Here is a 20,400-nt window from a genome sequence, read left to right as displayed (position 1 = left end):
ACTTCTGAATAACAACCAAAGTAGCCCATCGGGCGAATTGACTTGCAACAGGTGTAGGCCCATTAAGATTTGGCAGGACGAATCGTGTGGGATTCGTGGTGTGTCAATTCGTTCAAGATGCCCTCAATACAAGCGAAGGGCATAGCCATCCAAGTCTCTCGTTGGGATCCAAAGATCATGGACATTGCAGAAGCCCCTAACAGAAACAGCGATATGCTGATTGAGCTTACTGCCGATGTTGTGGCGGCTTATGTCAGCAACAATCCGGTTCCTGTCGGCGAACTGCCGAACCTGATTGCCGATATTCATGCCGCGCTGGGGCGTGTCGGCGGAACTGCCGAGCCGCAGCCTGTCGACAAGCAAAAGCCTGCCGTGAATCCGAAACGATCGGTCCACGACGAGTACATCGTTTGTCTTGAGGACGGCAAGAAGTTCAAGTCGTTGAAGCGCCACCTGATGACCCACTATGGCCTCAGCCCCGACCAGTATCGTGAAAAGTGGGGCCTGGACGCGACCTATCCCATGGTCGCGCCGCACTATGCTGCAGCAAGGTCTCAGTTGGCCAAGAAGATGGGCCTCGGGCGCAAGCGCAAGGGTCGCTAAGCCGGGTATCCGGTCGGTACGTGTCCCGGCGTTTGCTTGCAGACTGGCCTTGCCGGCATGCATTTGCGGTATTGACTTCGTCCCGCATGCTTTTCACTTTCCTGAATGTTTGAGCGGCGCCGTTGGTGCCGTTTACCTTTTAGCGGGCTGGTTTTACAGGCGCGGGCCGAATTGTACCGGGCGCCTTGTGGGACGCTGCGCCGCAAAGCCTGTCCAGCGCCTGCTTCAGCGCGATGTGCCGGTTCAGGTCGTAGCTCCAGTGCCGCCTCAATCCCTTGATCCGTTCGCGGCTGATCAAGCGTTCCACGCGCTCGATCAGCTTGGTCCGTTCCTCTTGCCCGGCTTCGAGAGCGGCCGAGAGGTCAATGCCTCCTAGCAGGCGAAGAGCCACTCTTTGCGCGGCTTCCGCCGTATCCGCCAGTTTCTGGCTCGCGAAAATATTCGCTTCGTGTTCAAGCCTGCCCATCGTCCGGTCTCCTGTGAATTGGAGCCTGAACTATTGGGAGGGTTCGAAGGTCAGTGGAGAAAATACCGGGATTATTTACGAATGAAAATTTGAAAATACATATTTATCAATGGGCTAGGGTAATTGAGCATGGTTCTTGGTTCTTTGTTTGTTCACACCTAAGGGAAGGGTCGGTATAAGGAACATATTCCTATTTTTGGAGGAAAGTTCCGTGCATGCCAATACCGCCTCTCCCACCGAAGACCCATTGCGCCTGACTATCGAGGCTAATCCGGTCGGCAGTGGTTTCCAGCCGGTTCCGAAGCTTCGTGACGAAGTGACCATGGACGTTTGCGAATGTCTGATCGACATGGCCTCGGCGCTCTTTTCCTTGCCGGGCAAGGAATTGCGGCGCGCTGGGCGATCGACGCTTCCTGTGTCCCGGGTCCGCCAGGTCGCGATGTATGTTGCGCATGTGGTGCTAAGGCTGACGATGGGCGATGTCGGCCGTGGGTTCGGACGTGACCGGACCACTGTCGTCCATGCCTGCCAGATAGTCGAGGATCTGCGGGACGATCCGGATTTCGATCGCGTCGTCTCGATGTTCGAACGCGTGGCGTTCGCGGCGTTCCGGACCAGGTTGGGACTATGATATGGATGAACTTGCTCAAATTGGCGCTCGGGTGCTGCGCTTCCTGTCGAAAGGTCCTGCATCGACATGCCACGCTGCAAGCGGCGGCAAGACATTGCTCGAAGCGGCGGATCGTGGCGCGATTTCTCTGGACGAGGAAATTCTGGACAGGATGGTGGCGCGGGGGCTCCTTCTCAGGTCGTCAGATCGCATTTCCCTTTCGCAGCAGGGAAATGAGCTCGCGCGCCAACTGAACGCCGCGAAGCGGGCTGCCGCTTCCCCGGGGATGGAAATCGGCACCGTTGCGATAGAAACCGATGGCGGATTTCGCAGCGTACTCGCAAACCTGTCCGAGTCGCCGCTCGCCCAATTGGTGAGGATGAAGACCAAGGCTGGAAAGCCATTCCTGTCCACCCGCGAATTCGACGCTGGTGAGAGGCTTCGGTCTGACTATACGCGCGGCCAGCTCATGCCGAGGATGGGCGCGAACTGGATTGCAAGCGTTGCCTCTGGGCGGCGCGCGGGCGGCGGTGTTGCTGAACTGACGGACGCCGCGCTCAGCGCAAGGCTAAGGGTCGAAGGCGCGATTTCCAAGGTCGGCCCGGAACTGTCGGGGGTGTTGCTCGATATCTGCTGTTTCCTGAAAGGGCTGGAACAGGTGGAGATGGAGCGGGGATGGCCGGTGCGCTCGGCCAAGGTGGTGCTGAAGACGGCCTTGGGGGTGCTGGCCCGCCACTATTTTCCAGAGCGCGCTGCGAACAACGGTTCACAGCGAAAAGTGCTGCATTGGGGCTCGCAGGACTACCGCCCAAGCCTGTCGGGCCAGTAGGTCATGCCGGAGCGGCAAGGTTGCAGATCAGGCGTTTTGTCTTGCCGCTTCGGCGTCGTGAAGGATGCGCTTGACCATCGCGCGCAGGCCGTTCGCGCGCTGCGATGACAGGTGTTCGTCAAGCCCCAGCACCTTGAGCGTCGCTTCGGCGTCGATCTTGAGGATGTCGCTCGCCTTGTGGCCGGAGAACAGGGCAAGCATGATGGCGACAAGGCCGCGCACGATATGCGCGTCGGAATCACCCCTGAATGTGATGATGGGGTCTGCACCTGCGCCATATTCGGTCGTAAGCCAGACCTGGCTGACGCATCCCTGCACCTTGTTGGCCGCCGTCCGGTCGCTATCAGGAAATTCCGGAAGAGCCTCGCCCAGTTCGATCACGTAGCGATAGCGCTCTTCCCATTCGTCAAGGAAGGAAAAGTCATCGAGAATGGCTTGGATCGTGATGCTCATGCCGCAGCATATAGTCTTGCCGCACAGTGCCGTCACGGAAAAAAGAAGTAGGCCCTAGTTGCCGGCAGCTTTGGCACTGGTAGGCAGAGGTATGCTGCCGGTTGTGGCGGGCTCGGCCTTTTCGGCCGGCGCGTCCTCAATGAGTGTCGCGGCGATCTTGGCGGTCATTTTGGCGCGTTCCGAGATGGTGTGTACGGCCGATGCACCGGTTTCGCAGACGTCGGGTTTGCGCTCGCAGATGCCGGCAAGGTCGCCGACCGCTTCCTGAGCGGCTATCAATGCCTGGATCGGATTGACGCTCTCCCGGCCTTGCTCGTCGGGGCCGACATCGAATGGCAGGGCCAGAAGAACAAGCGAAAACCAAAACGCAAGTCTGATCAGGAAACCCATGTCGACATTCTCTCACGGTCGGATCGCGCGGGTCGCGCTTATGCATCCTTTTTCATGCGTACTATGCCCACTCGTGAACCAAGGGCGGCTTGTGCTCAAGAGAACAATTTAGTTCAAATTTTAACAGAGCACGTCGAAGCTGCGTCGCAGAGTTCATCCGGTCGAAATGCGCTTCTCCCCGTCAAACGCCAACTGCACGGCCAAGACATTGTTCCTGTTTCGGTTTTTGGCCTCTTGATTGGCATTGCGGGCAATTTTTCGGCATGCCGAAGGGATGTTGCGCCTCCTAACCGTTCATTTACCATAGACGGAATTGCTGCCTGCAAGACGGCGCGCGCACCCAAATCCAGGCCGAAATTCATCGGCAGCCGGCTACTTTTATCCATTCCTTAAAGGCTGAATGCGACTTTCGGGCTCAACCATAATCGACCTGTCAAGCAGGTCAGCACAGGGCGTTGAGTTGAGTTCGATTGCGACCAGATACGTTGGACTAGCTGACGCGATGGCCGCCGGTTGCGAGCGTCTCGTGCATGGCACAGTGGCGGAACGCCAAATGCGCCAAAGCCAGCGCCGCTTCATCGGCACGATGCTGTGCATCCCGTTTTTCGCCGCAGGTGCCGCCGTGACCTTGATCACATCAAGCGTCGGCGCGTCAATTACGCTGGCGGTGATATTTGCCGTCTTCGGCCTCTGCTGGCTCACTGCGCTATTGGTCTCCGCGACGGGGCGCATGAACATTTTCGGCGGCGTGGCTCTGGTGGGATCGGCACTGGGACTGGCTGTGCTTTTGACTTCCGCAGGTGGATTGGCGTCGCCGATAGCGATGCTTGCAATCGCTCTTCCCGTCGAAGCGTTCTGGGTCGGTAAATCGCGGCAATCGGCAATTGCCGGTTCGTTCGCGGCGCTCGGCTCAATCCTTCTACAGTTCCTGCCCGGTGGGCTCGTCCTGCCGCTTGCGGAGCCGGCCGCCTGGCAATGGCTGTTCCCGTTGGCATGGGTTGTGACGCTGGTTCCGCGCCTTGGAGGGTTCCGCAGCGAAGATGCGGCGGGGCAGGACGTGCCAGCCAAGCAGGACCTCGAATCGGCCATTGCCGCCGTTGTTTTTCGCATGACCCGGCAAGGCGATGTCATCGATGCGAGCGGCCAAACTCGATCGATCCTGAACCTTGCTCCGGACCTCCTGCTTGGCACCGGTCTTTTTGACCGCATCCATTTGGCTGACCGGATTGCCTATCTGAACGCGCTGGCCGACATGCGTGACGGCGCCCGTTCGAGCACCGTGGATCTGCGCGTTCGCCTGCCCCAGGAAAGCTCGGGTGCACTGGCTGACAATTATTGCGCTTTTGCCCTGGAACTGATGGCAGCGGGCGAGAAAAGCGACAGCTTCATCGCGCTGTTGCGCAGCAACGCTGAAGTCGACGACCTGCGGCAAGCCCTTGCCCAGGCAAACGAATCAGCCGCGAGCGCCGATGTTACCAAGAGCCGCTTCCTGGCTGCCGTCAGCCACGAATTGCGCACGCCGCTTAACGCCATCATCGGCTTCTCCGACATGCTCTTGCATGAGATGTTCGGGCCGTTCAGGGATCCGCGCCAGAAGGAATATGTCGAGCTGGTTCGCGATTCAGGGCGGCACCTGCTCGATGTCGTGACCTCGATCCTCGATGTTTCTCGCATCGAGGCGGGTGCCTACTGGACCCAGATGGAGCCGTTCCGCTTTGCCGATGCCGTCGAGATGACACGCTCGATGATGCAGTTGCAGGCCGATGCGAAGGGCATCCGGCTCGACACGCGCATTCCCGCCGATGCCGGCGAGATCAATGCCGACCGCCGTGCCGTGCAGCAGATACTGATCAATCTGGCCTCCAACGCGATCAAGTTTACGCCGGAGGGCGGAGAAGTGATGATCGGCGCGCAACGCGTAGGCTCGCGCCTTCATTTCTGGGTGCGCGACAACGGGATCGGCATTGCCGAGGATGATCTCACCTGTCTCGGGCAACCTTTCGTGCAGGTCCAAAACGACTATACCCGCCGCTTCGAAGGGACCGGACTTGGCCTTTCGCTGGTCAAGGGCTTGGTCACCCTGCATGAAGGGACGATGTCGATCGAAAGCATGCCGGGTGAGGGGACGACTGTTTCCATAAGCGTTCCGGTCGATGGGCCGAAGGGCAAGGCGGACAAACTCGTGGTGCTGCCGACGGCGACGTCGACCGCAAACAAGCAAGGGGGCTCAGGTGGCTCGCTCCGCAAAACGGCGTAAAGCGCCTGCAAATCGCGCCAGCGTCCTTCAAAAGGGTGCCGTTGCGCTCGGTGACGCAGTATCGCGCAACCCGGTGCTGGTCGGCGGTTCGACCGCATTTCTGGTGACGCTGTTTTACGTCTCGGCCAATGCCTTGTGGTATCAACCATTTCCGCATTCGGGTGCGTTCTTCGCCACGAGAAGCATCGAGAATTTTCCGACGGTGGAGCAGGTAGAACCTGAAACCACGATTAATATCGTTCGGCCCGAAGCACCGAAAGGCGACCCGGTTGTCGAGCAGGTGCAAAACATCCTGAAGCATTTGGGCTTCTACGACGGAAGCGCGGACGGCTTGGCTGGTCCAGCCACACACGATGCCGTCGCGGCTTATCAGAGCAAGGTGGGGTTGGAAGCGACCGGCAGGATCGACGACGCGTTGCTCAACCAGTTGGGAACGGCACCGGTGTCGGCTTCCGTGCCTACGCCAACGCTGCGCACCGAGACAACGAGTTCTATACCCGCGACGCTGGCCGCAATCTCGCCGGATGCGCATATCATCAAGATACAGGCCGGATTGAAAGCCTTCGGCAACGAGGATATCCAGCTCGACGGTGTGGCGGGCGCCCGCACCAAGGCGGCGATCCGTGAGTTTCAGGCGATTTTCAGATTGCCGGTGACCGGCGAGGCGGACGAGGCGGTCTACGCAAAGATGCGCGAGATCGGCTTGACCGACTGAGGGTCGCCTCGCCAATTCGGCGCGAAGCTGCTATCTGCGCGCCGTGCAGCCTCCAGAACCGACACATGGACTAAGAAATGCGTGTAACCACTGATTTGTGGGTCGCAGCCCTTGTGCGTCGCGTTTTCTCCTCGGGAGGCTTTGCTGCAGTTGTCAAACGCGGTGCGTCGGAAGCCGGCGCGATCTTTGTCTTGAGCCGCGGCAGACTTGGAGACGTTTTTCTGTTTGGGCCGGCACCCCAAACCAGCTACGGCTCAGCCAAGCCCGACGAACGCCTGTTCAGCCCAGTAGGTGCGGGTGAAGATGCCGAGGCATTGGAAAAGCGCCTCGAACGCGAGCAGCGGTTCGATCCCGACATCTGGGTGGTGGAGATAGAGATGGGATCGGTTCCGCTTGAGGAACTGATCTCAATTGGTAAGTCCTGACCTTAGGTCTTGTTGGACAGTCTTGCTTCGGTCCTCAGCGGTCCGTTCGACCACATCGCGACCTTCCGTGCAGCTTCCTCGCGGTCCAATTGCCGGTAGCGGTCAAGGAACAGGCGGATGGATTGCGGTTGCGTTGTCAGTCGCGGACTGATGCTGCTTGCGATCAGGAACGCTTCGGCTTCGGGGATATCCAACATGCGCAGCCCAACCAGAAGTGATGCGTAGTCGGGGGAGGTTGCCATTGCCCTTGCCGTTGGGAAATCGATCCCGAGGGCGTCGGCCAAGGCAGTCTGGAACAAGGCCGAATGGCCGCTCAATGCCGTATCCCGCAGCCGTGCACATAACTCCGCATGCACCGCAACGGCGGGCGTCCGCCTGAGCATGATCTCGCGCAGTCGCGTGCGCGTCTCTTCCTCGGCCTTGCCCGGTGTCGAAACCTTTGCCGGGGGTTCTTCGACAACATGCAGCTCCGCCGGCGAGGCGGTGTGGACCCGGACCGGACTGCGCGACGCGGTTTGCCGTTCCAATGCCCGGATGAGACTGGCGATGGCCGGGTGAAGGTTCTTGCGGCGCGCGATGGCGCGTGCGTGCGGCAGGCCCTTGCGACCGATCAGTGAGATAAGATCAACGTCTGTGAGCGCGGCCGAGCGTGTCAGCAAGGGAGCGGCGATACCTACGTCTGCTTCGCTCAGCCGTTTTACCAGTCCCATCGGCGCAGATTCACATTCCGACAACGCTGCTGCTGCAAAGCGCAGGCCTTCTGTCGAAACCTCGTCAAACAGAGGAAGCGTCAAATCGTCGAGTTGAGCGATTTCGCGGCGCGAGGGGCGCGTGAGCGAACAGAATGCGGAAATGGCGGCGCGAAACAGCCGTTCGGCCCTGCCAGTTTCGGTCCGTGCCGCGATTTGCCGGAAATCGGAGAATGACACGAAGAATACGCCTTGCACGCTACGCCACTGGACTGCCCAAGCGCGGCCGGTGTGGTGGCAGCGCCATGAGATCGAACAATGATCAAATTAGCGGCTATCCGTTAGCGTTCCGTTAACCCTCTGGTGGCCTTATCGAATATGGAGGCGTTGCGTTGTGCTCCGGGGAAACCGAGAGGAATGCGCGAACATGGGCATAGTCCTGTCTTTCACGCCGCGATCGACGGCAATCAAGAGAAGTTCAAGCCAAACAGCGGCCGCGGTGGTCATTTTTCCGGGCGTTCGATATGAGCGAGCGGAGGTCACGGGTCATGGCTGTGCCGCTGCGACAGCCGTATCGCCGGCACCTCGCAGCAAGCCGGACCCGCGCCACTGATCGACTGTTAGGTGAGTAGCAGGTCTAGAATTCCCGCAATGTGCAGGAACTCTGGTCGAGGAAGCGCGAGACCGTAGGCTTCCAGCTTTCGTCCGGGACGAAGCTGCGGACAACGATGATGCCCTCGTCGATCGGGGTTTCGACGAAGACGGATCCTTCCAGGTCTTCCGGCAATTGCTTGCGAACCTCGAGCATCTGGGCAGGGGTAAGTGCCACCGCATCCAGCAGCCCGTTGGTCGCGCTATGATCGTTGAAGCTGTAGATATTGTGGCCGCTGCGGTCGTAGATCGATACGGACCAGAACGGAACAGTGTCCGGTGACTTGATCTGCACCATGCCCTCCGCGAGGTCGAAGCGGCAGGCAGCAGCGAAAAACAGCGGATCGACCGACTTGACGACCGGCGGTCCTCCGGCTTCGGCGTCGAGCCGCGTTACCTTGTAGAGGTCCGAAGCCTGGGCGAGCCTCGACCAGGCGTCCCGCTCCGAAAAATCAGGCACCATCAAAAGCACGGCGATATGGACGATGCCGGCGCCTACAAGCCCGAGAAGCGCGGCGTAAATCAGTTTACGCATGGCAGCCGGTCCTGACGATTTGGGGCAAGGTGATATCCGACAGCCCGGTGCTGCTGGCGATCGGCGTATCGTAAAACGTCAGCACGAAGTAAAGCGCGCCGCTGCCCTGAATGTAGAGCCAATTGCCGGGCAATGGATGGTTGCCGACCGAAATCAGCGTGGTGTTGTCGGGTTTGCGCAGGATTTGATAGGACTGGAGCGCGGCAGGGCGAGGCTTTTCCGTCTTGATAACATCGAGCGACTGATCGGCGGCATAAAGCGTCCAGAAGCGGGCGATAGGGAAGTTGCCGTCGATGGTGTATTCACATTCGCGCTTGAGCGGCTCACCGGCGGAGTCGCGTTCGGCCACAAACGCAAGCCCTTCCGCACGGCCGAGCGCCAGCACGCCTTCGCGCGACACCCGAGCCTTGGAGTATGGGTCCGCCTCGGACGTGCCGATATCGGGAAATGCCGTCCAGGCACCGATGGTGATGGCTCCAACGCCCTTCTGCGCTTGAAGCGTGTACCAGACGCTCGCAGCGCCGCCGCCAATGGCGACGACAAGCGCGACAAGCGTCAGGAGGACATTCTTCAGCATCAAACCGTCATTGCGTTGGTGAATGTTGCAACCGCAGATATCGCGGCGGCTGTTGCGAAGGCAAGCACAACAACGGAGCTTCTACGCCTCGTTCTACAGTGCGGACAAAGTTTCAGGTTCACTTGCGGGCTGCAGCGGAGGCGCTGAACGGAACTGCACGTTCATGTCACGCAGGACATGCGTGGTGCGGCTGGAAAGGACTGGAGGCCGCTCGGCTGCTGCCTTGTCTGCAGCATCCTGGACCGCCTGCTTGTCGGCTTCTTCCGCCTTTGTTGCGGTTTCGACGTCGACGAACGGGTGTTCTATCCCCGGTATTGGTTTCAGGTCTATATTCTGATGCGCGTAGACCATTAGACGCTGCCAGATCATCGCTGGCAGCGAGCCGCCGGTCATGTTCTTGGTGGGGCTGTAGTCGTCGTTGCCGAGCCAGACGGCTGCGGTGTAGTTGCCGGTGAAGCCGACATACCACGCATCGCGGTAGGACTGGCTGGTGCCGGTCTTGCCGCCGGACACGATACCGGGCAGGGCGGCACGGCGCGCGGTGCCGATGACGGGCACCTGGACCAGCATGGAATTCATGTATTTGAGCGCTTGCTCCGACAGGACGCGGTGCGGCGGCGCTGCATCCTTGGCGAAATCGTAGATGACCTCGCCGGTGTGCGTGACGAGCTGGGTGATGCCGTGCCGGCTTCCGACCATGCCGTTTTGGGCAAACACGCTGTAGCCCGTCGCCTGATCCATGACGGTCATGCCGGAGGTGCCGAGAACCATGGTCTTGTGCGATTCCAACGGCGACTCGACGCCCATTGCCTCGGCCATTGCCTTGATCGGTGCGATGCCGAGCTTTTCCTTGGCAAGGCGCACGGGGACGGTGTTGATCGACTTCACCAGCGCGGTGGTGAGCGTCATGGTGCCGGCGGACGCGCCGTTATAGTTGCCCGGATGCCAGTTGCCCCAACTGACCGGCGCGCCGGAAACGATGGAATCGGGCGTCAGGCCGTTTTCCATAGCAGTTGCATAGACATAGACCTTGAACGACGAGCCGGGCTGCCGGAGCGCCTTGGTGGCGCGGTTGAACTGGCTGGCGCCATAGTCGCGGCCCCCGACGATCGCCCGGACCGCACCGTTGGTCTCTATGACCACGACCGCGCCTTGCGAGGCGTGGTAGTCCTTGCCGAATTGGCGTAGGTGAAATTCCAGTGATTCTTCAGCGGCTTGCTGGATATTGGGGTCGTAGGTGGTGTGGGCGACGAGCGAGTGCTGACCCGACTTCATGGCGAGGCGTTTGACTTCCTCGAAGGCCCAGTCGAGGTAGTAGTCAGGGCTCTTGCGGTCGCCGCGGTCGACGACGTCGGCGGGATGGCGGCGAGCCTGCAAGACCTGGCCCTCGGTCATGAAGCCGCTATCGACCAGATTGGATAAGACGACGTTGGCGCGGGCGCGCGCTTCCGGCAGGTTGATGTGCGGCGCGTATTTGGTCGGCGCCTTGAACAGGCCGGCAAGCATGGCGGCTTCGGCAAGGGTCAGGTCCTTGACGCTCTTGCCGAAGTAGAAATCGGCCGCCGCCTCGATACCGAAGGTGCCGCCGCCCATATAGGACCGGTCGAGATAAAGCTGGAGGATTTCCTTCTTCGACAGATTGGCTTCCAGCCAGAGCGACAGGAAGGCTTCCTTGACCTTGCGCTCAAGCGTGCGCTCGTTGGACAGGAACAGGTTCTTCGCCAGCTGCTGGGTGATGCTGGAGCCGCCCTGCACGACCGAGTTGGCGCGAACGTTCTCGGTCATGGCGCGCATGAGGCCGAGTATGTCGATGCCGTAGTGATCGAAGAAGCGCCTGTCCTCGGTGGCGAGCACAGCCTTGATGACATGGTCGGGCATCTGGTCCACCGGCACGGAATCGCGCTGGATGATGCCGCGCTGGCCGATCTCGTTGCCATAGCGGTCGAGGAACATGACGGCGAAGTCGTCCTGGGCGCGCCAGTCGCCGCCGGTTTCCTGGAAGGCCGGCAGGGCGAGCGCAAGCATGACCACGGCGCCGCCGGCGCCCATGGTGAAACCTTCGCTCAAGACTTCGATGACGCCGCGCCGCCAGCCCTTCACGCGGAAGCGGCGGAAGAATATGGTGGCCGATTCCCAGAACTCGGCGGCCTTGAAACGAATCTCGTAAAGCGACGAATCGAGCCACGCATCGACAGCCAGCAGGAATGCGGCAATCGCGCCCCGTCTCTTTTTCGGCTTCAAGGGACTGACCATCTACGAATTTGCCTGACTGTGGCTCGGCCTCGACCGACGAGCCTGCCGTCTTTTCACCTATTCCTATCATGCCGACAAGAGACTTAACCGTTACAAAATCGAGGTAGGAAAAAATTATAGGAATTTATTCTTGACACCGTAACGGTGCTCTGGTAGGATGTTTGTATCGTCGGAAAAGTGTGATCTTCCGGCTTCGCTTTTCCCCCTTTTTTGTCAGCCCGCTTTGACCTGCGCGTCTTCCTGATGTCGGAAGAAGCGTGGTGCCGCGCGGGCATTTTCATTCGGAGACATGGACCATGGTTCAGCCTGTCAGCGCCGAACGCTGGGCGGCCATTCGCGCCCTGCGCGAAGGCGAGCCGCCGACATTTCCATTGCTTGCAACGGCCACCGATTTGCATCCGGCGACGCTGAGGGAGCGTGCGTCACGCGAGAACTGGGAGAAGCAGGATTTCCAGAGCAGCATTGCCCGGGAGAACTGGCGCGACCATGCCAAGCCGGCAGCGGTCGAGACGGTGCGGCCGGTCGTGGAGGCGGATGATGGCGAACTCCATCCCGTGCCGCTCGGCGATTTCGTCGCCCGCCAACTGGCAGAGATGGTCAGCGAGGTGGAGACCAATGGCGGCAAGCTCAACAAGACGCAGATCGACGCCTTGTGGTCGATGGTTCGGACGGCGGAACGATCCGAACTCTTGAAGAAGGAGCCGGCAACGGAGAGCGGGGCGACGGATGATGCAGAACTCGCAGCAAGGCTTGAAAAGCTCGATGACAGGATCGTCGAACTGGCTGAGGCACATGCAGAGCGGCTGGTCGGCCAGCAACATCGAACCACGGTGGACTGAGCGGCTTCTGGGCGAATGGGTCGGCCGTGCGCTGCCGGAACAGTATCGTTGCCATCGGACCCTTGGCACCTGGCTGGTGATGGGCGGGCGCGGTGCCGGCAAAACGCGGCTGGGCGCGGAGTGGGTCAACGGCCTTGTCCGGGGTTTGCGGCCCTTTGCCGATTGGAAATATCGCACCATTGCACTGGTCGGCGAGACTTTTGCCGATGTGCGCGAAGTTATGATCGACGGGCCTTCGGGGATCAGGACAATTGCACGCGGCAGCCGTCCGCGTTTCGAAGTGAGCCGGCGGCGGCTGGTGTGGGACAATGGCGCGGTGGCGCAGGTTTTCTCGTCCGAAGACCCGGAAAGCCTGCGCGGGCCGCAATTCGAGGCGGCCTGGCTGGATGAGTTCGCCAAATGGAAAAACCTTCAGGCGTGCTGGGACATGCTGCAGTTTGGGCTGAGGCTGGGGGAGCAGCCGCGGCAGTTGATCACGACGACGCCGAAGCCGCTTCCTCTGCTAAAGAGCCTGCTGGCCGATCCCTCGGTTGCGGTGACCCGGCTGAGGACTGAGGACAATGCCAAGAACCTCGCTGCCGGTTTCTTGAAGGCGGTGAAGCGCCGTTACGGCGGCAGCCGGCTTGGCCGGCAGGAACTTGACGGCGAACTGATCGAGGACCGGGACGATGCCCTGTGGTCTCGCCAGATGATCGAACAGGCGCAGACCGGCCACGTTTCGGAACTGCGCCGGATCGTCGTTGCGGTCGATCCGCCGGCGAGCTCGCGCAAGACCTCCGATGCGTGCGGTATTGTCGCGGCGGGATTGGATGGTGACGGCTGCGCAGTGGTGATTGCCGATGCGACCGTGAGTGCGGCAAAGCCGCAGGAGTGGGCGCAAAGGGCGGTTGCTCTTTTTCATAGGCTGCAGGCGGATTGCCTTGTGGTCGAGGTCAACCAGGGCGGCGAGATGGCGACATCTGTGATCCGGACCGTTGACGCGGAGGTTCCGGTCAAACCGGTGCGGGCGCAACGCGGCAAGTGGCTGAGGGCCGAACCGGTCGCCGCACTTTACCAGCAAGGCAAGGTCCGCCATGCGGAGCGCTTTGCCGAACTGGAAGACGAAATGTGCGATTTCGGACCGAACGGGCTTTCCAATGGCCGCTCGCCGGACCGGATGGACGCGATGGTGTGGGCGGTGACCGAGTTGATGTCGGGTCGAGTGGCGAGGCCGCGGATACGCGACTTCATCTGAGAAATCGACCGCCCCTATCCGAAATCGGAATAACATAGGATTTGCAATGGCTTGGAAATGGCCCTGGCCTCGCGCTGCGGGGAATGACGGCGTGCGCGTGGAAACCAAGAGCGGCGGCGCTGGCGGCTTCATCGCCTTTCATCAGCAAGGCGAAGCGCACTGGACACGACGCGATTATGCGACGCTGGCGCGTGAAGGCTTCATGCGCAACCCGATCGTGCACCGGGCGGTAAGGCTGGTTTCGGAAGCGGCTTCGACCGTGCCGTGGCTGCTCTATAACGCTGCGGCCGAACTGGTGGAACATCCACTGCTGGCGCTGCTGGCGCGTCCCAACCAGCGGCAGGCCGGCGCGACCTTTCTGGAAGCGCTCTACGGCCATCTGCTTCTGGCCGGAAACTCCTATCTTGAACTCATTGATCTCGGCGAGGGTGCGCGTGAACTGCATCTCCTGCGCCCGGACAGGGTGTCGGTCGTGACCGATGCGAGTGGCTGGCCGGTTGCACTGGATCATCGAGAGGGCAGTTCGCGCCGCCGCGTTGCCTTGGGGGTTGGCGAACAGGGTGGCGCGGCGCACCTGACGCTGTTCCATCCGCTCGAGGATCACTACGGGTTTCCGCCGCTCGAAGCAGCGTTGATGGCGCTGGACACGCACAATGCGGCTGGGCGCTGGAACAAGGCGCTACTCGACAATTCGGCACGGCCTTCCGGCGCGCTGGTTTATGCGCCCAAGGAGGGCGGCAACCTGACCGACGAACAGTTCGACCGGCTGAAAGCGGAGTTGGAGCAGGGGTATTCCGGCACGACGCGCGCGGGGCGGCCGCTGCTGCTGGAAGGTGGGCTCGACTGGAAGGCGATGGGCCTGACGCCGAAGGACATGGATTTCGTCGAAGCAAAACATTCGGCAAGCCGCGACATTGCGCTGGCTTTCGGGGTGCCGCCGATGCTGCTCGGCATTCCTGGCGACAACACCTACGCAAACTACCAGGAAGCGAACCGCGCCTTCTATCGGCTGACGGTGCTGCCATTGGTGGCGCGCACGGCCAAGGACCTGTCGGCCTGGCTTGGGCCCGTTTTCGGTGACGGGCTGCGGCTGTGGTTCGATGCAGACAGTATCGATGGCCTGAGCGGTGACCGTGACGCGCTGTGGACGCGCGTGGAAGCGGCTTCGTTCCTGACCGAGGACGAGAAGCGCGAGGCGGTGGGATATCAGCCGAGGGGCGGGGAATAGGGCAGTAGGGCAGTAGGGCAGTAGGGCAGTAGGGCAGTAGGGGTGGTTTCGGTGGCCTTTCGGTTCTGAGCCGCCTCGGGTTCGGCCCGCCCTTTCCAACTACTGCTAACCTCCTAATGCCCTACTGCCGTAGCGCCCTAATCCCCTCACTTTTCACAATTGGAGCGGACGAACATGAACGACGACACCTGGCTGTGGGTAGCCAAGGGTGCCGGCGCCATCGCGGGTTCGGCGATTTCGCTGGCTTACATCTTGCCGCACGGACGCCGCGAGGCGGCGACGCGCTTTGCGGTCGGCGTGGTGTGCGGACTGGTGTTCGGCGGCACCGCCGGACTGAAGGTGGCGACGGAACTCGGTATCGCCAACGCAATCGGATCGATCGAACTGATGATGATGGGCTCGGCTGCCGCCAGCCTTTGCGCATGGTGGGCGCTGGGTTTCATCATGCGGGCGTTCGTTGCGAGTTGGCCGCCCGGACCGTTCCAGGCTGCGGGAAAGGGTGCGGATGAACAGGAGACGGCCGATGAGCGCTAACGCCTTGGCAAAAAGATGCGAGCGCAAATTCGTCGATGTCGTGCTGGGCGATGTCGAGCATGACGGCACTTTCTCAGGCTATGCCAGCCTGTTTGGCCGCGTCGATCTCGGCAAGGACGTGGTCGAAAGGGGCGCGTTTGCCAACTCGCTTTCGAGGCGCAAGGCGTCCGGCATCCGCATGCTGTTCCAGCATGATCCGAACGAGCCGATCGGGATCTGGACCGAGATCACGGAAGACCAGCGCGGCCTTTTCGTGCGTGGTCGGCTCAACAGCGACGTGGGCCGCGCCCGCGAAGTGCTGAGCCTGATGCGCAGCGGCGCGCTGGACGGGCTGTCTATCGGCTTCAAGGCCTTGAAGACCAGGCGTGACGTGGCGCACGGCGTGCGGCGCATCTTCGAGGCCGATCTTTGGGAAATCTCGGTGGTGACATTTCCGATGCTGCCCGACGCACGCATCGAAACCGTGAAGGGCAAGCGCAGCCGGTTGCTGCCCACTCTCAAGGAATTCGAGACCTGGCTGCGGCGCGAAGCCGGGCTTTCAAGGAATGACGCGCGCACCGTCATGACCAAGGGTTTTGAAAGCCTTGTGCGCACGGTGGATGCCGCGCCCGGGTCGCCCAAGGACCTTGCCACGCGCATCCGCGAATTCACACGCATCATCAACAAAAAAGGACTGTCCATATGAGTGCAATTGAGAACCCTGCACCGATCGAAACGAAGTCGGCGGGCGGCGACTATCTCGACCTGAAGGATGCCTTCGGCGACTTCATGACCACGTTCGAAGCCTTCAAGGAGAGCAACGACGAAAAGCTGGCGGAACTGGAAGGACGCCTGGGAGGCGATGTGCTGACCACCGAGAAGGTGGAGCGCATTTCGCGCGCCCTGGACGAGCAAAAGCGGGCGATCGACAATCTTGCGCTGAAGAAGATGCGGCCGGTGCTGGGCCGCGACGGGCAGGCGGCGCCCTCGGAGCATAAAAGCGCGTTCGAGGCCTATATGCGACAGGGCGATGACCGGCTGCTGCGCTCGCTCGACGCCAAGGCGATGTCCTACGGGTCGGGGCAGGACGGCGGCTATCTGGTGCCGCCCGAGACCGAAACGGAAATCGGCAAGCGGCTTTCGACGCTGTCGCCGATCCGCTCTATTGCCTCGGTGCGGCAGGTTTCGGCGGCGGTGCTGAAGAAGCCGTTTTCGGTGAGCGGTCCGGCGGTCGGCTGGGTGGCCGAGACGGCGGCGCGCCCGCAGACCAATACGGCGACGCTGGCCGAGCTGCAGTTTCCGACCATGGAACTTTATGCCATGCCGGCGGCGACCGCGTCTTTGCTGGAAGACGCAGTGGTCGATCTCGACCAGTGGATTTCGAGCGAGGTCGAGGCTGCGTTCGCCGAGCAGGAGGGTGCGGCTTTCGTTTCGGGTGACGGCAACAGCAAGCCGAAAGGCTTCCTGAGCTACGCCAAAATTGCCGAAAGCGCCTGGGAGTGGGGCAAGGTTGGCTACACGCTGACCGGAGCGGCAGGCGCGCTGCCGGCTGAGGATGCCTCTGACGTGCTGATCGACACGATCTACGCGCTGAAGGCGGGCTATCGGCAAAATGCCAACTGGGTGATGAACCGCAAGACGCAGGCGACAATCCGCAAGCTGAAGGACGGTGACGGCAACTATCTGTGGCAGCCGCCTGCGGCACCCGGCCAGAAGGCGATGCTGATGGGCTTCCCGCTGGTCGAGGCCGAGGACATGCCCGACATCGGCAACGACGCGACGCCGGTCGCGTTCGGCGATTTCGGCCGCGGCTATCTCGTGGTCGACCGCACGGGGGTCCGCGTGCTGCGCGATCCTTACTCGGCCAAGCCCTATGTGCTGTTCTACACCACCAAGCGCGTGGGCGGCGGCGTGCAGGATTTCGACGCGATCAAGCTGCTCAAGTTCGGCACGGTTTGAGCATAGACGGCGCGTTTGGATCGCGCTGACAAGCATAAGAAGCGGCCCCGATTGCACAATCCGGGGCCGCATTTGTTTTCCTCGCTTCATAAGGCAATCGAATGACATTGATGCGAACCGTCGCTGCGGCGGTCGAACCCGTGACGCTGGCCGAGGTGAAGGCGCATCTGCGTCTCGACCATGCTTCGGAGGACGAGCTTCTGGACGGCCTGATCCGTGCCGCCCGCGAGGAGGTCGAACGCGCGACCGGCCTTGCGCTGATCGACCAGGACTGGCGGCTGGTGCTGGACGAATGGCCGGCCAATGGCACGGTCGCCATCGCGCTGCACCCGGTAAAGGCGATTACGTCGGTGACGGCATATGGAACCGAGGGCGAGGCTTCGCTGGTCGATCCGGCGACGTATCAGGTGGATACGGTGTCGAGGCCGGCGCGGCTGCATTTCGAGGCAGTGCCGAAGGCGCTGCGCGCCATGAACGGCATCGAGGTGGATTTCAAGGCTGGCTTCGGCGAGGCGGGGACGGACGTGCCGGACCTGTTGCGCCGCGCCATCCTGCTTCTGGTCGCGCATTGGTACGAATTCCGGGCAAGCTTCGGACCGAACGACCAGCCGGTGGGCTATCCTGCCGGCTATGAGCGGCTGATTGCCGGCTATCGCCTGCGGAGGCTGTGATGCAGGCGACATTCCTCAATCCGGGTGTGTTGCGCACCGAACTGGCGCTGGAGGCGGCAGCGCGCATTGCCGATGACCTCGGCGGCTTTTCCGAGAACTGGGCGGAAGTGGCGACGGTATTCGCGAGGATCGAGCCGCTGGCGGCGCAAAGCCGCTTCGGGGCGGACCAGACGCTTGAAACGGTGACGCACCGCATCACGCTTCGGCATCGGGACGGCGTGGCAAGCGGCATGCGGTTCAGGCGGCATGAGCGGCTGTTCGACATTCTCACCGTTCACGATCCCGATGAAAGCGGACGCTATCTGGTCTGCAGGGTGAAGGAGAAAGGCGCATGAACCTGACCATGGCGATAACGCTGGACGGGCTGGTTCGCGCCCTGCGCTGGAAGGCGCACGATCTCGCCGAAAGCACGGAAAACGGCTACGCTGGCAGTCGCAATATCCCGTCCGGGGAGCCATTGGCTCGCATTGGGATCGATGGCGAGCGGGCGCAAGGAGCAGGCGATGAACTCTCCAGCCGCTGACCTGCAAAAGGCGCTGTTTTCCAGGCTCAACGGTGATGCAACGCTTGTTGCCATCCTGGGCGGACAGAAGGTGTTCGACCAAGCACCGGACAAGACGGCGTTTCCTTATGTGACCTTTGGACGGACCAGCATATTCGACTGGAGCACCGGCACCGAAAGCGGCACCGAACAGCTTTGCACATTGCATATCTGGTCGAACGCCAAGAGCAAGAAGGAAGCGTTCGAGATCACGGCCGCGATGCGCGCGAGGCTCGATCAGGCACCGCTGGAACTAAGCGCGCATCATCTGGTCAATTTCCGCTTCGAGTTCGCAGAAGTGCTCTTCGACGAGGACCAGGCTGTCTACCACGGACTGCTGCGCTTCCGCGCCGTGATCGAAGACATCTGATCCGCCTGCGCGGATCGTCTCATTTTCCAGACAAGGAGACCGACATGGTCGCACAGAAGGGTAAGGACCTTCTTTTGAAGATCGATTCCGATGGGCTGGGTGCGTTTGTCACCGTTGCAGGTTTGCGTTCCAAGCGCATCGCCTTCAACAGCGAGACGGTGGACGTCACCGACGCGGATTCGGCCGGACGGTGGCGCGAATTGCTGGCCGGAAGCGGCGTGCATCGAGCGGCAGTCAGCGGTTCGGGCATATTCAAGGACGCCCAATCCGACGCCTTGATCCGCGCACGCTTCTTCGCCGGCGAGATCGGCAAATGGCAGATGGCAGTGCCCGACTTCGGGGTCGTGGCCGGCGCGTTCCAGATCACATCGCTGGAATATACCGGCGCGCATGACGGCGAGGTGACGTTCGAGATGGCGCTCGAATCTGCCGGGCCGGTCAGCTTTGCGGTGACGCCATGAGTGCCAATAGACGCCGGGGCGAGATTTCCGCCGAGCTCGATGGTCGGCAGGTCAGGCTTTGCCTGACGCTTGGGGCTCTGGCCGAACTTGAGGCAGCCTACGCCGCCGACGATCTCGGTATGTTGGTCGAGCGCTTTTCGACGGGCCGGCTGTCGGCGCTGGACATGATACGCATTATCGGCGCCGGCCTGCGCGGTGCGGGCGAAGACGTGAACGACGACGCCGTCAGGTCGATGCAAACGGCGGACGGCGCGGCCGGGTTCGCCGCCATCGTGGCTGACCTCCTGACGACTACGTTTGGAGTGGCATCGGCCAACGATACGTCCGCAAACCCTTAGCTGCCGCAGCGGGCCGAACGGCGTTTCCCTGGGACGACGTCATGGCGGTTGGCTTTGGCCTGCTGCGGCTTTCACCAAGTGCATTCTGGGCGATGACGCCGATCGAGTTCGAGCGGGCTGCGCGACCGTTTTCAAGGCGTGTCGCAGCACCGGCAAGGGCTGATCTGGCCAGACTGATGCGCGCGTTCCCGGACAATTTGAGCAAGGAGGCCGGTCTTGGCTGAAGATGTGGTCGTGGCGATCAGGGCGGATACCGCGCCTTTTCAGGCTGCACTGGCGAATCTCGAAAAACTGTCGGGAAGTTTCGGCTATCAATTGGCCGGCGCGCTGAAGGGTGCGACCGTAAACGGCAAGCAGCTTGACGATGTGTTGCGCAGGCTGGGTCTCAACCTGGCCGGCATGGCGCTGTCGCAAGGATTGAAGCCGCTGACGAACCTGGCCGGTTCGCTGTTTGCCAATCTGTTCGGCGGATTGGCAGGGGCGCTGCCTTTCGCAAAGGGCGGGGTAACGGGTGCGCCGATCCCATTTGCCTCGGGCGGCGTGGTGTCTTCGCCGACTTACTTCCCGATGGGTGGACAGCTTGGCCTGATGGGCGAAGCCGGCAGCGAGGCGATCCTGCCGCTACGGCGCGGAGCCGACGGCAGCCTTGGCGTCGCGGCCTCGACGGGAAGTACGCCGGTGAATGTTGTGTTCAACGTCACGGCGCAGGATGCGGCGTCGTTCCGCAAATCCGAGGCGCAGATCACCGGCATGCTGGCGCGGGCGGTATCGCGCGGAACGCGGACATTTTGAG

27 protein-coding genes are annotated in these 20,400 nt (G+C 61.5%); 20 read left to right on the top strand and 7 right to left on the bottom strand.

Annotated elements, in window-relative coordinates; translation table 11 throughout:
- Positions 1-177: 177 nt before the first annotated feature.
- Positions 178-603 carry a Ros/MucR family transcriptional regulator gene (locus ACODTY_RS16690; protein WP_488995333.1) on the top strand — a complete coding sequence of 142 codons (426 nt, stop codon included), beginning with the start codon at positions 178-180 and terminating at the stop codon, positions 601-603.
- Positions 604-742: 139 nt separating this feature from the next.
- Here the strand turns inward: ACODTY_RS16690 and ACODTY_RS16685 are convergent, their stop codons facing one another.
- Positions 743-1,069 (bottom strand): cytoplasmic protein, encoded by a 327-nt coding sequence (locus ACODTY_RS16685; RefSeq protein WP_488995332.1) that lies wholly within the window; start codon positions 1,067-1,069, stop codon positions 743-745.
- 211 nt (positions 1,070-1,280) lie between these two features.
- Here ACODTY_RS16685 and ACODTY_RS16680 point away from each other — a divergent pair, with 211 nt between their 5' ends.
- Both ACODTY_RS16680 and ACODTY_RS16675 read left to right on the top strand, forming a co-directional pair.
- Positions 1,281-1,700 (top strand): helix-turn-helix domain-containing protein, encoded by a 420-nt coding sequence (locus ACODTY_RS16680; protein WP_488995331.1) that lies wholly within the window; start codon positions 1,281-1,283, stop codon positions 1,698-1,700.
- 1 nt (position 1,701) lies between these two features.
- Positions 1,702-2,508 carry a DUF6456 domain-containing protein gene (locus ACODTY_RS16675; protein ID WP_488995330.1) on the top strand — a complete coding sequence of 269 codons (807 nt, stop codon included), beginning with the start codon at positions 1,702-1,704 and terminating at the stop codon, positions 2,506-2,508.
- 27 nt (positions 2,509-2,535) lie between these two features.
- On the opposite strand, the gene ACODTY_RS16670 is transcribed toward ACODTY_RS16675, so the two are convergent.
- A complete protein-coding gene (locus ACODTY_RS16670; RefSeq protein WP_488995329.1) occupies positions 2,536-2,961 on the bottom strand; it encodes a SufE family protein in 426 nt (141 codons plus the stop codon).
- 54 nt (positions 2,962-3,015) lie between these two features.
- Positions 3,016-3,351, bottom strand: coding sequence for a DUF5330 domain-containing protein (locus ACODTY_RS16665; RefSeq protein WP_488995328.1), 336 nt, complete (start codon positions 3,349-3,351; stop codon positions 3,016-3,018).
- A gap of 553 nt (positions 3,352-3,904) precedes the next feature.
- Between ACODTY_RS16665 and ACODTY_RS16660 the strand changes: the two genes are divergently transcribed.
- The 3 genes from ACODTY_RS16660 to ACODTY_RS16650 all read left to right on the top strand — a co-directional run bounded on the left by ACODTY_RS16660 (position 3,905) and on the right by ACODTY_RS16650 (position 6,748).
- Positions 3,905-5,608 (top strand): sensor histidine kinase, encoded by a 1,704-nt coding sequence (locus tag ACODTY_RS16660; protein ID WP_488995327.1) that lies wholly within the window; start codon positions 3,905-3,907, stop codon positions 5,606-5,608.
- Positions 5,583-6,323, top strand: coding sequence for a peptidoglycan-binding domain-containing protein (locus ACODTY_RS16655; protein WP_488995326.1), 741 nt, complete (start codon positions 5,583-5,585; stop codon positions 6,321-6,323). Before ACODTY_RS16660 ends, ACODTY_RS16655 begins: the two co-directional genes overlap by 26 nt.
- 77 nt (positions 6,324-6,400) lie before the next feature.
- Positions 6,401-6,748 carry a DUF1491 family protein gene (locus ACODTY_RS16650; protein ID WP_488995325.1) on the top strand — a complete coding sequence of 116 codons (348 nt, stop codon included), beginning with the start codon at positions 6,401-6,403 and terminating at the stop codon, positions 6,746-6,748.
- A gap of 2 nt (positions 6,749-6,750) precedes the next feature.
- Here the strand turns inward: ACODTY_RS16650 and ACODTY_RS16645 are convergent, their stop codons facing one another.
- From ACODTY_RS16645 to ACODTY_RS16630, 4 genes are all read right to left on the bottom strand, one after another.
- On the bottom strand, positions 6,751-7,677 hold the full coding sequence (locus ACODTY_RS16645; RefSeq protein ID WP_488995324.1) for a DUF2336 domain-containing protein: 927 nt from the start codon (positions 7,675-7,677) through the stop codon (positions 6,751-6,753).
- 397 nt (positions 7,678-8,074) lie between these two features.
- On the bottom strand, positions 8,075-8,623 hold the full coding sequence (locus ACODTY_RS16640) for a DUF1254 domain-containing protein (RefSeq protein WP_488995323.1): 549 nt from the start codon (positions 8,621-8,623) through the stop codon (positions 8,075-8,077).
- Complete coding sequence (locus ACODTY_RS16635; protein ID WP_488995322.1) at positions 8,616-9,200, bottom strand: DUF1214 domain-containing protein; 585 nt, start codon at positions 9,198-9,200, stop codon at positions 8,616-8,618. The genes ACODTY_RS16640 and ACODTY_RS16635 overlap by 8 nt, the downstream gene beginning before the upstream one ends.
- 93 nt (positions 9,201-9,293) lie before the next feature.
- Positions 9,294-11,453, bottom strand: a complete 2,160-nt coding sequence (locus tag ACODTY_RS16630; protein ID WP_488995321.1) for a transglycosylase domain-containing protein — start codon at positions 11,451-11,453, stop codon at positions 9,294-9,296.
- Between the two features lie 296 nt (positions 11,454-11,749).
- Between ACODTY_RS16630 and ACODTY_RS16625 the strand changes: the two genes are divergently transcribed.
- From ACODTY_RS16625 to ACODTY_RS16560, 14 genes are all read left to right on the top strand, one after another.
- Positions 11,750-12,292: a hypothetical protein gene (locus tag ACODTY_RS16625; RefSeq protein ID WP_488995320.1), complete on the top strand. Its 543-nt coding sequence runs from the start codon at positions 11,750-11,752 to the stop codon at positions 12,290-12,292.
- Positions 12,246-13,526: a DNA-packaging protein gene (locus tag ACODTY_RS16620; RefSeq protein ID WP_488995356.1), complete on the top strand. Its 1,281-nt coding sequence runs from the start codon at positions 12,246-12,248 to the stop codon at positions 13,524-13,526. The genes ACODTY_RS16625 and ACODTY_RS16620 overlap by 47 nt, the downstream gene beginning before the upstream one ends.
- A gap of 46 nt (positions 13,527-13,572) precedes the next feature.
- Positions 13,573-14,754 (top strand): phage portal protein, encoded by a 1,182-nt coding sequence (locus tag ACODTY_RS16615; protein ID WP_488995319.1) that lies wholly within the window; start codon positions 13,573-13,575, stop codon positions 14,752-14,754.
- A 174-nt stretch (positions 14,755-14,928) separates the two neighbouring features.
- Positions 14,929-15,288 (top strand): DUF6107 family protein, encoded by a 360-nt coding sequence (locus tag ACODTY_RS16610; protein ID WP_488995318.1) that lies wholly within the window; start codon positions 14,929-14,931, stop codon positions 15,286-15,288.
- Positions 15,278-15,973 carry an HK97 family phage prohead protease gene (locus ACODTY_RS16605; protein ID WP_488995317.1) on the top strand — a complete coding sequence of 232 codons (696 nt, stop codon included), beginning with the start codon at positions 15,278-15,280 and terminating at the stop codon, positions 15,971-15,973. Before ACODTY_RS16610 ends, ACODTY_RS16605 begins: the two co-directional genes overlap by 11 nt.
- Positions 15,970-17,226, top strand: coding sequence for a phage major capsid protein (locus ACODTY_RS16600; RefSeq protein WP_488995316.1), 1,257 nt, complete (start codon positions 15,970-15,972; stop codon positions 17,224-17,226). The genes ACODTY_RS16605 and ACODTY_RS16600 overlap by 4 nt, the downstream gene beginning before the upstream one ends.
- A gap of 101 nt (positions 17,227-17,327) precedes the next feature.
- Positions 17,328-17,897, top strand: coding sequence for a head-tail connector protein (locus tag ACODTY_RS16595; RefSeq protein WP_488995315.1), 570 nt, complete (start codon positions 17,328-17,330; stop codon positions 17,895-17,897).
- Positions 17,897-18,232 carry a phage head closure protein gene (locus ACODTY_RS16590; protein WP_488995314.1) on the top strand — a complete coding sequence of 112 codons (336 nt, stop codon included), beginning with the start codon at positions 17,897-17,899 and terminating at the stop codon, positions 18,230-18,232. The genes ACODTY_RS16595 and ACODTY_RS16590 overlap by 1 nt, the downstream gene beginning before the upstream one ends.
- A complete protein-coding gene (locus tag ACODTY_RS16585) occupies positions 18,229-18,420 on the top strand; it encodes a hypothetical protein (RefSeq protein WP_488995313.1) in 192 nt (63 codons plus the stop codon). Before ACODTY_RS16590 ends, ACODTY_RS16585 begins: the two co-directional genes overlap by 4 nt.
- Positions 18,401-18,808, top strand: coding sequence for a DUF3168 domain-containing protein (locus tag ACODTY_RS16580; RefSeq protein WP_488995312.1), 408 nt, complete (start codon positions 18,401-18,403; stop codon positions 18,806-18,808). The genes ACODTY_RS16585 and ACODTY_RS16580 overlap by 20 nt, the downstream gene beginning before the upstream one ends.
- A 44-nt stretch (positions 18,809-18,852) precedes the next feature.
- Entirely contained in the window at positions 18,853-19,269 is a 417-nt protein-coding gene (locus tag ACODTY_RS16575; protein WP_488995311.1) for a phage major tail protein, TP901-1 family, read from the top strand.
- Entirely contained in the window at positions 19,266-19,607 is a 342-nt protein-coding gene (locus ACODTY_RS16570; RefSeq protein ID WP_488995310.1) for a gene transfer agent family protein, read from the top strand. Before ACODTY_RS16575 ends, ACODTY_RS16570 begins: the two co-directional genes overlap by 4 nt.
- Entirely contained in the window at positions 19,577-19,831 is a 255-nt protein-coding gene (locus ACODTY_RS16565; RefSeq protein ID WP_488995355.1) for a phage tail assembly chaperone, read from the top strand. The genes ACODTY_RS16570 and ACODTY_RS16565 overlap by 31 nt, the downstream gene beginning before the upstream one ends.
- Entirely contained in the window at positions 19,824-20,399 is a 576-nt protein-coding gene (locus tag ACODTY_RS16560; protein ID WP_488995309.1) for a phage tail tape measure protein, read from the top strand. The genes ACODTY_RS16565 and ACODTY_RS16560 overlap by 8 nt, the downstream gene beginning before the upstream one ends.
- Position 20,400: the final 1 nt, after the last annotated feature.

Source organism: Mesorhizobium sp. FG116, from assembly GCF_057809835.1.
The sequence above is the reverse complement of the archived record's forward strand: the minus strand, read 5'-3'. Positions and strand labels throughout refer to the sequence as shown.

Coding starts and splice junctions, on each gene's coding strand:
- ACODTY_RS16690 (WP_488995333.1), top strand. CDS start 178: ATGGACATTGCAGAAGCCCCTAACAGAAACAGCGATATGCTGATTGAG.
- ACODTY_RS16685 (WP_488995332.1), bottom strand. CDS start 1,069: ATGGGCAGGCTTGAACACGAAGCGAATATTTTCGCGAGCCAGAAACTG.
- ACODTY_RS16675 (WP_488995330.1), top strand. CDS start 1,702: ATGGATGAACTTGCTCAAATTGGCGCTCGGGTGCTGCGCTTCCTGTCG.
- ACODTY_RS16670 (WP_488995329.1), bottom strand. CDS start 2,961: ATGAGCATCACGATCCAAGCCATTCTCGATGACTTTTCCTTCCTTGAC.
- ACODTY_RS16665 (WP_488995328.1), bottom strand. CDS start 3,351: ATGGGTTTCCTGATCAGACTTGCGTTTTGGTTTTCGCTTGTTCTTCTG.
- ACODTY_RS16660 (WP_488995327.1), top strand. CDS start 3,905: ATGCGCCAAAGCCAGCGCCGCTTCATCGGCACGATGCTGTGCATCCCG.
- ACODTY_RS16650 (WP_488995325.1), top strand. CDS start 6,401: ATGCGTGTAACCACTGATTTGTGGGTCGCAGCCCTTGTGCGTCGCGTT.
- ACODTY_RS16640 (WP_488995323.1), bottom strand. CDS start 8,623: ATGCGTAAACTGATTTACGCCGCGCTTCTCGGGCTTGTAGGCGCCGGC.
- ACODTY_RS16635 (WP_488995322.1), bottom strand. CDS start 9,200: ATGCTGAAGAATGTCCTCCTGACGCTTGTCGCGCTTGTCGTCGCCATT.
- ACODTY_RS16630 (WP_488995321.1), bottom strand. CDS start 11,453: ATGGTCAGTCCCTTGAAGCCGAAAAAGAGACGGGGCGCGATTGCCGCA.
- ACODTY_RS16625 (WP_488995320.1), top strand. CDS start 11,750: ATGGTTCAGCCTGTCAGCGCCGAACGCTGGGCGGCCATTCGCGCCCTG.
- ACODTY_RS16620 (WP_488995356.1), top strand. CDS start 12,246: ATGCAGAGCGGCTGGTCGGCCAGCAACATCGAACCACGGTGGACTGAG.
- ACODTY_RS16615 (WP_488995319.1), top strand. CDS start 13,573: ATGGCTTGGAAATGGCCCTGGCCTCGCGCTGCGGGGAATGACGGCGTG.
- ACODTY_RS16610 (WP_488995318.1), top strand. CDS start 14,929: ATGAACGACGACACCTGGCTGTGGGTAGCCAAGGGTGCCGGCGCCATC.
- ACODTY_RS16605 (WP_488995317.1), top strand. CDS start 15,278: ATGAGCGCTAACGCCTTGGCAAAAAGATGCGAGCGCAAATTCGTCGAT.
- ACODTY_RS16600 (WP_488995316.1), top strand. CDS start 15,970: ATGAGTGCAATTGAGAACCCTGCACCGATCGAAACGAAGTCGGCGGGC.
- ACODTY_RS16595 (WP_488995315.1), top strand. CDS start 17,328: ATGACATTGATGCGAACCGTCGCTGCGGCGGTCGAACCCGTGACGCTG.
- ACODTY_RS16590 (WP_488995314.1), top strand. CDS start 17,897: ATGCAGGCGACATTCCTCAATCCGGGTGTGTTGCGCACCGAACTGGCG.
- ACODTY_RS16585 (WP_488995313.1), top strand. CDS start 18,229: ATGAACCTGACCATGGCGATAACGCTGGACGGGCTGGTTCGCGCCCTG.
- ACODTY_RS16580 (WP_488995312.1), top strand. CDS start 18,401: ATGAACTCTCCAGCCGCTGACCTGCAAAAGGCGCTGTTTTCCAGGCTC.
- ACODTY_RS16575 (WP_488995311.1), top strand. CDS start 18,853: ATGGTCGCACAGAAGGGTAAGGACCTTCTTTTGAAGATCGATTCCGAT.
- ACODTY_RS16570 (WP_488995310.1), top strand. CDS start 19,266: ATGAGTGCCAATAGACGCCGGGGCGAGATTTCCGCCGAGCTCGATGGT.